Genomic DNA, 11,493 nt, shown 5'->3' with positions numbered 1-11,493 from the left:
CAATATGGATATACTGACCGGGGAAAAGCGCTGCCACTTCTCCCAATACTTTTTCCATAAACACGAAACTTTCCTCGTTACCCGGACATAATGCATTGTCATCAACACCATAAAAGGTATTGCCAACATTTACCTTAAAGGGCCCGCCTGTGCATGACAAGTTCGGATAAGCAGCAAGTGCAGCTAAACTGTGTCCGGGAACATCAATTTCGGGCAGGATGGTTACAAAACGTTGCTGAGCATATTTAACAATTTCCTTAACATCTTCCTGGGTATAATACCCTCCATAATCTGCAACCTCATTTGCCCCTTGTGGATCACGTTTCCACCATAAGCCCATTCTTGGAGCACGCCAGGCCCCTACTTCAATAAGTTGTGGTAAGCTTTTAATTTCTATCCTCCATCCCTGATCATCAGTTAAATGCCAATGAAATACATTCATTTTGTATTTAGCAAGCTGGTTGATGTATTTTTTAACCACTTCTTTTGGGAAATAATGCCTGCTTACATCAAGCATTAAACCYCYCCATCCAAATCTTGGATAGTCTGTTATTTTAACGCAGGGTATAGACCATACTTTATTTTTAATAATCTCTGCACTTTCTATTTCTTTTGGCAACAGTTGCATTAAAGTTTGCATGCCATAAAAAAGACCTGCAGGCTTGTTTGCCTGGATAGTAATCTTGGCTGGCTTAACATCTAAAGTATACCCTTCTTCGCCTATCTGCTTATTGTAAGCTTTGTTCATAGCTAACTGAATGGTTGAAACTCCCCCCGATGCGTGACTTAATGTAAAGCCTGTTGGCACTTTGATCATAGCAGCGAATAATTCTGCTATTTCTTTATTTGCAGGAGCTGCAATCAGTTTAGTAGTCTTGCTTATTTTGAAGCTACCTGGAAGCCTTTGAAACTTTACTGGCTGCGGAATTAGGGCCGGAACACCTTCTACGGCAAATATATTTATGGAGAATAGCATGCAAAGCGTAAATATTGCTATCCTCAAGTATCTGAAATTCATATTTAGTGGATTAGGTAAGCCTTCATAATTTAAAGGTTTGGACAACTAAGATAATTATTTACATTACAATAAACATTGGTATATAGGTAACTTTTACAAAGTTCAATTGTTACTTATTTGATGGGGGAACTTAAATACAAGTATACCAGAAAACAAGAACTGGTTCATGGACTGATACATGGTATTGGAGTCGTATTTGGCGTTAGTGGCCTCCCGGTATTAGTAGGAATTGCAACCGCTCACAACAATGTCCCGGCAATTGTCGGCGCCGGAATATACGGCTTTTGCTTTATGCTTTTATTTACTTGCTCAATGGTATACCACCTGGCCCTGGAACCGGCAGTAAAAAGATTATTCGAAATCTTTGATCACATTAGTATTTATTTCCTGATTGCCGGAACCTACACTCCTTTCCTACTCATCTATATGAACAACCATTTCGGTATCACCCTGCTTTCGGTATTATGGGGACTAACGCTTTTAGGTGTATTTTTTAAAATATGGTTTACGGGCAAGTTTAATATAGTGTCAACAATTATTTACTTGCTTATGGGCTGGATGATGGTTATTGGAGGCAATAGATTCTTTTCAGTGCTTCCGGAATCTGTGGTCATTATGCTTTTTATCGGTGCGGCATTATATTCGGCCGGAACTATTGTMTACCTATTTGGTAAACGATCATATACGCATTCCTTATGGCACGCAATGGTACTTGCCGCAGCAATTTGCCATTATGTAGCCGTATTGCTTTCTATGTAGAAAAAAAATAGTAAAAAATAATTACCAGATTTGGGTGATATTTATGTCCAAACTGGCACATACTATTAAAACATAGTTGCAATGGTTACAAAACTCAATAAAGATAAAGTAAGCACAGATAATGAAGCTTTGCTGATGTCGCTGTACCAGGATACTTTTCCTCTTGTAGCAAGCCATGTGAGTAGAATGGGCGGATCATTTGATGAAGCCAAAGATATTTTTCAGGATGCGCTGATCATTTATTATGAAAAAGTAAAGCATGCTAAGATAGTGCTTAAACATAGCGAAAAAGCATACCTTTTTGGCATTRCCAAATATCTTTGGAATAAACGGTACAAAGAAACCAGCAAGCAGCTGCCTCTTGATCAATTGAATATTGAACTAGATGAAGACGCAGCCCCGGCTGATTCTGTCTATGAAGAGGTATCTTCTTCCAGATTACTTCATTTGATGCAAACGGCAGGTCAGAAATGTATGCAGCTCCTAAGCGCTTTTTATTATGAAAAGCTGAATATGGAAACACTGGCTGAACGATTTGGATTTTCAAGCGCCCGGTCAGCAACTGTTCAGAAATTTAAATGCCTCGAAAAAATAAAAGAAACTGTAAAAGAAAAATCATTGGAATATGAAGACATCATGGAATGAGCTGCGATTAATAGAGGATTTTCTTTTATCTGATACAGATACAGAAGACATACTCCTTTTTGAAGCTAATCTTCTGCTTCAACCAAATTTAAAGGAAAGTGTTTTTTGGCAGCAAAAAACATATAGTCTGGTCCATAAATTCGGAAGACTGCAGCTGAGAAAAGAAATAGATCAGGTACATGAAAAGTTGTTTACTGCTCCAGAGCATCATTCTTTCAGGCAAAAGATCATGCAGCTTTTCGGCAAATAACTTCCGCATTTAATTTAGCACTAACAATTATACCCCTCCAAACCAGAGGCATGGGCAATCTATGCCTAAAAATTTAACTAATAACAACAGACATGAAGAACAACGAATTTCGCAATTATGCAATAAAACACCATCGGATCAACAGTCTACATGTAGATCGTCACATCTCCCAAACATCAGCCAATGTTGGTCCATTTGCTATGACCCCCTACATCATAGAAGAACGGCAATTAAACGTAGCGCAGATGGATGTATTTTCACGTTTGATGATGGATAGGATTATATTTATTGGTGAGCCTATAGACGATAGAAATGCCAATGTGATACAGGCACAATTACTCTTTTTACAGTCTGCCGATGCTGAAAAAGACATCCAGCTATATATCAATTCTCCAGGTGGATCAGTCTACGCCGGGCTTGGTATTTATGACACCATGCAATATATAAGGCCTGATGTTGCCACAATCTGTACAGGTATTGCACTCTCTATGGCTTCAGTATTGCTTTGTGCAGGTACAGATGGGAAACGCTCCGCCCTAAAACACTCAAGGGTAATGATCCATCAAGCCTCTGGCGGAACGCAAGGAACTGCTGCAGACATGGACATCAGTATCAGAGAGGTACTTAAGATTCAAAACGAATTGTACCAGATCATTGCTGAGCGTAGTGGTCAGAGCTATGATAAAATAAATGAAGTTGCAGCTCGCGATTATTGGATGACAGCTACAGAAGCCAAAGAATTCGGTATGATTGACGAAATATTGGGGTATTCCTAAATCTGAGGAGTTTGGGAAGCCAATTCTTTACTTGAGTCTGTAGTTAAGTAATTACCAGTGTGTGAACCCACAATGCCTTCATCATTCGCTTCAGGGAATTCTAATGTGAAGGTTGTTCCATTACCCGGTACGCTATGAAAACTGATCTTACCTTTCTGCATCTCAGTGTACTCCTTGCATAAGTTCAGGCCAAGCCCAACACCTTTTTCGTTGCTTGTGCCGTAAGTAGATGCGGCATTCAGCTCAAAGAGATTTCCCTGCCTTGCCACCGGAATGCCCACGCCGTTATCCATAATATGTAACCTCACACGACCAGAATCTCTGGAACTATATATTTGAATATTCCCACCTGGCAGCGTAAACTTAATCGCATTATTAATCAGGTTGCGGATCACCAGTTTAAGCATATCCAGATCCGCCGTAAGCTCGGCAGAGGGATCAATATTCACACCGATTGTGACCGTTTTTATATCTGCTGCTGCTTGTTGTACAGCCAAACAGGTTGATACTATTTCAAACAGGTTCAGTCTCACCATATTTACGCTGGTACCACCGTCCATCTGCGATTTTGTCCAGTTCAATAAATTATGCAGCAGCACTTGCGTGTTTTTTGTTTCATTAAGCAGGTTCTTTTCCAGAAATCGGCGTTCATCCGGCGATAATTCATATTCATGGAGCATTTCAAGAAAACTGGCAATTGAATTTAACGGAGAACGCAGGTCGTGCGATAAAATAGATAATAACCGGGTTTTGGAATCATTGGCGTCTTTTAAAGCAAGGGAAGCAGCCAGGGCATTATTCTTTTCCCGTTGATAACTGTTGATCAGGTAAGAAAATACCGCACCCATACAAACAACTACACAGATATAAGTTGTAGCTGTGTCCAAAAACAGATCACTTCGCTTTGCATAGGTGACTTTTACAAATCCTCTGTTATAATACTCAACCAACAATAACCCACCAACAATACCCACGTTAATCAGCATCCAAAATACATACTGCCTGGTCGGCATTACAGACAAAGTAAAAACCAGCGAAAGAAGATAAAGTATCAATGTAGGTCCATGTATACCTGAATTGATGAAATAGTTAAATGCCATCAATAAGCTCGTACCTGCACTAAATATGATAAAGCTAAGCTGCAGTCTTCCAAAATATCTGGAATTGATGTACATCGCTGCAGTTACCATCCAGCCAGCTGAGAGTGCTATATTGGCTAATGGCACCTTTATCACAATATTTACCAGCACTGCCAAAGGAAGACCGATCATAGCGATCAGGCTAACTTCATGAAAAATTCTGGCCTGGAGTGGCGTGTCAGCACTGTTACCGATCAATTTGGCATGCAGCCCTTTAATAGATTTGATCATCAAATATTTGCCAATTTTAAAAGCAGTAAATCTAAGAAAAATCTACTCACATAATTGGCACTGTTTAAAAAGCCAAGGTCTTTTTATTAACTTCCGACATACCGATTTAATACAGCACGACAGTTCCTAGCCTTCAGTCGTCGGCTTTAAACCTACCGAGGCCTTTCCTGTTTGAATGTCAAATGGGACTGAATTGTGCGAATGAACAATTAACCATTTCCCATTCATTTTCTGATAACAGGTAGTTTCCCTCCAGAACATATCCAGGATTCCCCCATCCTTCTTTGCGGCAAATACATGGTTTAAATTATAGCAGAAAGCTACATCCTCGCGCACCAAAAGAAAAGGCTCAGCAATCTCAAAACCAATCGGGCCTTCACCAAAAGTGGAGAACCAATTTTTCAGGCGCATTCTGATGTCATCCAGACCTGAAAGCTGAAGCGGATCAACCACATCAAAAGAAACAATCCGGTGAGAATAAAATGATAAAGTCAATTCCAGGTTCTTTTGTCTTATCGCCTCAAGACGTTTATTTATTGTCCAGAGTACCTGGGCTTCCTGTGCAGCAAATTGATCGTTGTTTTTCATAATGTAATTGTTAACTCACCTAAACGGCCATCTCAATCTCCAAGGCGCCTAGCTATAACCGATAAGTTGCAGAAATTGTTTCGCCTGTTCATTCTTTGTCTTACATTTTACAATTTATCGCAGCGATGATAGATTAATACTTCCGTAGGCTCCGGCAAAAAAGTCCCGGTAGGCAGTTGCTATATCAGCATAACTGTTCATAACAAACGGACCTTCTGCCACGATTGGTTCGTTATACGGCTTGCCTCCGAAAATGAGAATATCTGCTGCATTGATCTTATCGTTCTGAAAAACGATTCCTTGATACCTTCCTCCATCAGCAACATTTTGCTGTTGCCTAACACAATACCATTTACATCTATTCCGAAGCAGTGACAAATACAGCAACTTCATCATCCTTTCTCGGTGAAAATGAGAAACTGGAATTGGGATTCAGGCTATAAATAGCAGTGACCGGTGGTAGGCAGATCAAATGATTTCCTGCCATTTTTTGTTAACGATAGTAACTAAAATCTTAAGCTGGCATTCCCGAAATCTTGCATTTTGAAACCAGATTTGATATCTTGCTAAAGATTAAACGTCATCATAGATGAAGCTCAAACTACGAGAGGAAGATACAAATGGCGAATTGCTGATTTTTAAGGATGAACCAAGTTTCAGCAGGTTGTTTTATACCAAAGATCGATTCGACAAGTATTTTACCATTGCCTGGAATCCAGGAGAAAGCCAAGCCATCACTATCGACGGAGCTGAATATGTTTTTCCAAAGGATTCATTGGTAACTTTGCTGTTCAACCAATCCTTCAGCTTCGAAAATTCTGAGGGCATCGTTGCCTGGCAGTTTAACCGCGAATTCTATTGCATTATTGATCACGATAGCGAAGTAAGCTGTGTGGGATTCCTATTCAGCAGTACAGACCATTTGTTCATCCAGCTAGGCGACGAGGCAAAGCTAAAGCTGAAACTGCTCTGCGATGTGTTCATTGATGAGTTTAAGATTTCCGACAATATCCAGAATGAAATGCTGCTGGTATTATTAAAGCGTCTGATCAGCTATGTGACGCATTTGGCTAAAGCGGGGCATGTTCCAGTAAAGAAACTGCCGGACGAACGGTTCCATATTATCMGAAAGTTCAATCTGCTGGTTGAGGCAAACTTCAAATCGGAACATTCCGTTAGTTTTTATGCCGGACAGCTTTGCAAATCGCCCAAGACATTGTCTAATCTTTTTGCGATCTTCAACCAGAAGACCCCTTCGCAACTTATCCAGGAAAGGATTATCGTAGAAGCCAAACGGCTTTTATATTATACTGATAAATCTGTAAAACACATCACTTTTGAACTTGGTTTTGAGGACATGGCCTATTTCTCCAATTTTTTCAAAAAGAATATGGGTTTGTCGCCCTCCGACTTCAGGAATTCGCCAAAGGATTCCAAAGAAGGGAAATAACCTCAACTTATCGGAAAATATGGGTTTCTCATTAGATGGAGCCTGAATGCTTTCTGAATTATTTTATGTTATTATACCCGGCAGCATTGTGCCGGGCCCTTACCTGATGTAATCTGTATCATAATTTCCTTCATCACTACTCTTTATTCATTCTAACAATACGTGGATAAAATTTACCTTGTATTTCCACTAAATCATGTTGTGCAGTTATAACGGTTTCAATATCCTTATAAGCTAAAGGGTTCTCTTCAACCGTCCCTCCAATCAAGCTAACACGGGCATTAGCAAGCAACTTTTTCATGGCAGACACAGTCATACTATCCTTAGCCTTTTGCCTGCTCATAGCACGGCCAGCGCCATGTGATGCAGAGTATAATGCATCATAGTTTCCTTTGCCAGACACCAGATAAGCCGGTGTTGTCATGCTGCCAGGAATGATACCCAGTTCACCTTTATGCGCTGGGGTCGCCCCCTTACGGTGTATGATCACATCTTTACCATCAATTAATTTRTCCTTCCAGGCAAAATTGTGATGGTTTTCCACCACATGGAGCGCCTTTAACCCTAATGCTTTTAAAAGGTTTGCATGAATGCGGTCATGACAAGCTTTAGCATAATCACCGGCCAATGTCATAGTAAGCCAATATTCCTGCCCGGCTTCGCTATTAATATCTAGCCAAGCTAGTTGTTGTGCGTACCGTGGTAGTTTACAGCTATCCATAGCTATTTTTGTGTAGTGTTTAGCTATAGCTGCACCTAAACCACGGCTTCCCGAATGTGTTAATAATGCAGTATACTTCTTAGCGGGTAATCCTAAGGTATTATCGGCCAACAATTCAATTTCGCCAAACTCTACAAAATGGTTACCATTGCCGGATGTCCCTAATTGCCTTACAGCTTTACCTCTTAATGGTTTCAAAAAAGATACTTCATTGAACACCAAACTATCTAAAACCTCATGTTCTTGCCTCATATCCAACCCACCTTCCATTCCAAAATGAGTGTGATTTTTTAATGCCTCCTTGATTTGATATTCAAATCTTTTTATAAAACTATCACTTTCATCAATAATAGAAAGCGCCATTCGGCAACCAATATCCATGCCCACTGCATATGGGATCACTGCATTATCTGTAGCCAACACACCACCAATTGGTAGCCCAAATCCCATGTGCGCATCTGGCATTAAAGCACTTTGTACGCTTACCGGCAACAGACCTGCAAGTTCCATTTGCTTTTTGGCTGATTGTTCAATACCCTTACCTCCGTATGTCTTACAGAATACCGGTTCATCGCGTAACTCGTAAGTTTTAAACGATGCCCCTTCTACTTTGCCTATTATCTTCTCAGCTATCTTACTTGTTAATTCATTATCCAAAAATGCTTGCGGATCATTGTTAATATTCACCAACAGATCCAGCAATTGTTGTTTACTATAGTGTTTGAAATTTTTGGAGGCTATGCCAATAACCAGGCTTCGCAGCTGATCATTATGATAACCTATTTTACTTAAATCTTTTGTTCTTAAATTGCCCATGTGGGTTTATGTTTCTAATTCCAGATAAGCTTCTTTTGGGCTGTATCTGGGTATGTTTTTAATTTTGTTAATGTATTTATTCTGCTCGTAAAACCATCCGCTCCAACGGTACCCTCTGCCTCGCGTTAGCAAGTTAATGCGTGGTTCTAGGTTATGATTATCAATATGATCGGCTATATATGATAGCTCTCTTTCAATATCCAGATCCATCAACTTTATATGCGTAATCATATGGGGTGTAACTTTTAACTTATATCGCCAAGGCTGAGTAAATACGTATTTTATACCTACGCGTCTGGTTTTAACATCAAAGGTTTCAACGCATGTAAAGCAAGCCTTTTCGTCGTCGGTTAAATTCACCTTTTTAGCATCCCAGCTATAAATGGAAAACTCACGCAATAATTGTTGCTTCACTTCGTACCCATAGCGCTTTTTAGGTCGCTTCTTCCGTTTGAACGTCTTATCGTAATGGTATTCAACGGTGTTTATCTTCGCAAGCAGTGTTTCATAAAACGCTGTCCTTGGACTATGTTTTAAATCTTCTCGAAGTACAAAAAAACGTTTCCAGCCACGTTGGTAGGGATGTTCTAATGGTACCAGTGGCAAAAGCCTCTTTTGTTGCCAAAGTTCTGCGCGTCGTTTGTCAAACTGTATCAGCTGCTTATCACGATCTGTTTTAACGAGTCGTCTTTTCTGACGTACCGATTTAATACGGTACGACCATTCCTGTGTGTTCATCACACTTTCATTTTAATTTTTTATTGAATTGGATTTCTAATCTCAGTTCGTCCTTGTGTAAGGATATACCCATTTAAAAGTGCTCAGAAAAACCCAATGAATTGGTGGAGACAAACATTGCAGAAATTACTTATGCAATTGTTAATTGTTTAATAAAACGGCGGTTTGACTGCCTTATTAGGCAATGAGCGAAAGGGGCGATATGTAGATATGCTCTGTCATGATTCCTTGATATTTTAAAGGTTAACAAATCAGGAATTGGATGCAAAGATATAAAATTATTTTAATCCATAGAGAATAAAAAAATCCTGTAAGCTAATAGCTTACAGGATCTAATAATTGTGTCGGGGTGGCAGGATTCGAACCTACGACCTCCTGCTCCCAAAGCAGGCGCGATACCGGGCTACGCTACACCCCGAACTGGTATCTGTTTTTACTGGTCAATATTAAACTACTCATCTAAGTAGTTGTGTCGGGGTGGCAGGATTCGAACCTACGACCTCCTGCTCCCAAAGCAGGCGCGATACCGGGCTACGCTACACCCCGAACTGGTATCTTCTTTTTCCCTTTTTCGAAGGGATTGCAAAGTAACAACTTTATTTTTATAAAAGCTAACTTTACTTTTTTTATTTCTAGCTTCATCAGCTAAGGCTGCAAAGATAGAAATAATTCATTTGCGTGCAAATATTTAAACACTAATTAGAGCTAAAAAACATCCTTTTACGATACATTAATCGGGTTTTAACTCTATATCAACCACTTAAAAAACATAAAAATTTAAAGTTTTTTAAGTAGCATAGGCATATTTGGGTTTCAGCATCAGTATTCTCCCCTTAGCAGTGAGTATTTGAATAGAATCAGAGGGAATTGTGGGTGGTCTTTTTGCTTAGAAAAAAATGCTAAAAAAAAGAAAGCGGGAATAAACCAGATTGGCCACTCCCGCTTAAATTAACGCTCTCACCGCAAATATACGACTGTAAATTGGATTACCTACTAATTTTTTAAAAAAAATGTAGGTTTCTTCTTAGAGCTACAAAGTGTTTTTTAGATTGCTGTTTTCAACCGAAACGTTATACAATTCATACCAGTCCTGATGATCTAGTTCTATAGTAAAGGCATTTACTGCGTTTCTTATTCTTTGTTCGTTTGTGGTACCAATAAGTGGTAAAGCGCCCAATTTAACTAACCACGCTACGGCCAATGATTCAATATGTACATTATATTTTGCACTTAATTCCTCTAACTTTTCGCGCACCTTAACGGCTTGTTTATCTGTTCCTGCAGCAATTCTGCCTTCTGCAAGAGGAGCGTAAGCCAGCGGGCGCATGTAACGTTGTTTGATATAATCAATCTGTCCGTTATCCAATGCCTGCATATTCAGAAGATTCAGCTCAATATGATTGGTTACAATTGGCTTAGTCAAATAAGAAGCCAATAACTGGTGCTGAAAAACGGAGAAAYTTGCTACACCAATGTTTTTGATCTTACCTGATTCTTTCAGTCGCTCAAGGGTTAATGCTGTTTCTTCAAGATTAGAGATTGGATCTAGTTTATCTAATAAAAAGATATCGATATAATCAGTTCTCAAATTCTTTAATGATTGCTCTACACTGGCAATAATATGAGTTGCTGAGGTATTATAATGTTTAACTCTGATATCAGGGCGCTGTGCATTTGGAAGCCTTAGTCCGCATTTACTAAATAAAACAACCTCTTCTCTTTTAAAAGCGCCTTCTTTTAGCAACTCTCCAAATAATTGTTCGCATTTCTCGGAACCGTAACTGTCGCCATGTTCAAAGGTGTTAATACCCAGCTCCATGCACAAATAAAAAATCTTTTTTAAAGTAGCATCAGCATCCTTAACATCATCCCATCTGTAAAAACCGTATACTGCAGGTGACACTTTAGGCCCTGCATCTCCCATATAAATCTTTTGCATATTCTCTTTCTATAATTCAAATCTAAGCATTACTTCAATCTATATAAATTTTAGTAAAAAAATACTTACATTTTTTAAATAATTGTCTTTGTGCAATATTGGTGAATTTTATAATTGCATCCTAAATCGTATATTTAATTCAAACCCTATTCAGCAATAACCATGTCGCAGCTACTCCAAACTATATCTAATATCATTAGCTACGTCAGTATCGCAATTATCTGTTATGGTGCTGTAATAGGCTTATTTAAATTTATCAATAATGAATTTGGTAGATTCAACCGATCCTTTTCGTTAGAAAAAACTGTTCAGATAAAAATCGAGGTGGGGTATTATCTATTGCTTGGTCTGGAATTCTTAATCGCCTCCGACATCATTGATACCATACTTAATCCTTCATTTGAAGATTTAGGAATATTAGCC

13 protein-coding genes and 2 tRNA genes are annotated in these 11,493 nt (G+C 39.1%); 6 read left to right on the top strand and 9 right to left on the bottom strand.

Annotated features, from left to right (window positions below):
* Positions 1-1,018: beta-N-acetylhexosaminidase (locus tag AC1DG9_RS15855; RefSeq protein ID WP_477634871.1), on the bottom strand; the 1,018-nt coding region annotated here is incomplete at its 3' end.
* Positions 1,019-1,138: 120 nt separating this feature from the next.
* Between AC1DG9_RS15855 and trhA the strand changes: the two genes are divergently transcribed.
* From trhA to AC1DG9_RS15835, 4 genes are all read left to right on the top strand, one after another.
* On the top strand, positions 1,139-1,777 hold the full coding sequence (gene trhA, locus AC1DG9_RS15850) for a PAQR family membrane homeostasis protein TrhA (RefSeq protein WP_172660203.1): 639 nt from the start codon (positions 1,139-1,141) through the stop codon (positions 1,775-1,777).
* 81 nt (positions 1,778-1,858) lie between these two features.
* Positions 1,859-2,422: an RNA polymerase sigma factor gene (locus tag AC1DG9_RS15845; RefSeq protein ID WP_477634870.1), complete on the top strand. Its 564-nt coding sequence runs from the start codon at positions 1,859-1,861 to the stop codon at positions 2,420-2,422.
* Positions 2,403-2,672 carry a hypothetical protein gene (locus AC1DG9_RS15840; protein WP_337716853.1) on the top strand — a complete coding sequence of 90 codons (270 nt, stop codon included), beginning with the start codon at positions 2,403-2,405 and terminating at the stop codon, positions 2,670-2,672. The genes AC1DG9_RS15845 and AC1DG9_RS15840 overlap by 20 nt, the downstream gene beginning before the upstream one ends.
* Positions 2,673-2,764: 92 nt before the next feature.
* Positions 2,765-3,448: an ATP-dependent Clp protease proteolytic subunit gene (locus AC1DG9_RS15835; protein WP_337716851.1), complete on the top strand. Its 684-nt coding sequence runs from the start codon at positions 2,765-2,767 to the stop codon at positions 3,446-3,448.
* Here AC1DG9_RS15835 and AC1DG9_RS15830 read toward each other — a convergent pair.
* The 3 genes from AC1DG9_RS15830 to AC1DG9_RS15820 all read right to left on the bottom strand — a co-directional run bounded on the left by AC1DG9_RS15830 (position 3,445) and on the right by AC1DG9_RS15820 (position 5,802).
* Entirely contained in the window at positions 3,445-4,818 is a 1,374-nt protein-coding gene (locus AC1DG9_RS15830) for a sensor histidine kinase (RefSeq protein ID WP_337716849.1), read from the bottom strand. The genes AC1DG9_RS15835 and AC1DG9_RS15830 overlap by 4 nt on opposite strands.
* Positions 4,819-4,944: 126 nt before the next feature.
* Positions 4,945-5,406 (bottom strand): YybH family protein, encoded by a 462-nt coding sequence (locus AC1DG9_RS15825; protein WP_172660198.1) that lies wholly within the window; start codon positions 5,404-5,406, stop codon positions 4,945-4,947.
* Positions 5,407-5,520: 114 nt separating this feature from the next.
* Complete coding sequence (locus AC1DG9_RS15820; RefSeq protein ID WP_337716847.1) at positions 5,521-5,802, bottom strand: pirin-like C-terminal cupin domain-containing protein; 282 nt, start codon at positions 5,800-5,802, stop codon at positions 5,521-5,523.
* A gap of 193 nt (positions 5,803-5,995) precedes the next feature.
* Between AC1DG9_RS15820 and AC1DG9_RS15815 the strand changes: the two genes are divergently transcribed.
* Positions 5,996-6,856, top strand: coding sequence for a helix-turn-helix domain-containing protein (locus AC1DG9_RS15815; protein WP_172660197.1), 861 nt, complete (start codon positions 5,996-5,998; stop codon positions 6,854-6,856).
* Positions 6,857-6,992: 136 nt separating this feature from the next.
* On the opposite strand, the gene AC1DG9_RS15810 is transcribed toward AC1DG9_RS15815, so the two are convergent.
* The 5 genes from AC1DG9_RS15810 to AC1DG9_RS15790 form a co-directional block, all read right to left on the bottom strand.
* Positions 6,993-8,393 carry an RtcB family protein gene (locus AC1DG9_RS15810; protein ID WP_337716846.1) on the bottom strand — a complete coding sequence of 467 codons (1,401 nt, stop codon included), beginning with the start codon at positions 8,391-8,393 and terminating at the stop codon, positions 6,993-6,995.
* A 6-nt stretch (positions 8,394-8,399) separates the two neighbouring features.
* Positions 8,400-9,131, bottom strand: a complete 732-nt coding sequence (locus AC1DG9_RS15805; protein WP_337716844.1) for a hypothetical protein — start codon at positions 9,129-9,131, stop codon at positions 8,400-8,402.
* Positions 9,132-9,475: 344 nt separating this feature from the next.
* Positions 9,476-9,549, bottom strand: a tRNA-Pro gene (locus tag AC1DG9_RS15800).
* A 54-nt stretch (positions 9,550-9,603) separates the two neighbouring features.
* A tRNA-Pro gene (locus AC1DG9_RS15795) sits at positions 9,604-9,677 on the bottom strand.
* Positions 9,678-10,161: 484 nt separating this feature from the next.
* On the bottom strand, positions 10,162-11,070 hold the full coding sequence (locus tag AC1DG9_RS15790) for an aldo/keto reductase (RefSeq protein WP_477634869.1): 909 nt from the start codon (positions 11,068-11,070) through the stop codon (positions 10,162-10,164).
* A gap of 162 nt (positions 11,071-11,232) precedes the next feature.
* Here AC1DG9_RS15790 and AC1DG9_RS15785 point away from each other — a divergent pair.
* Positions 11,233-11,493 (top strand): DUF1622 domain-containing protein (locus tag AC1DG9_RS15785; RefSeq protein WP_477634868.1); only part of this gene is annotated, 261 nt, incomplete at its 3' end.

The sequence above is a fragment of the Pedobacter sp. 05L430 genome (genome assembly GCF_056397585.1).
Note: the sequence above shows the minus strand (reverse complement) of the source record. Positions and strands in the feature narration are given on the sequence as shown.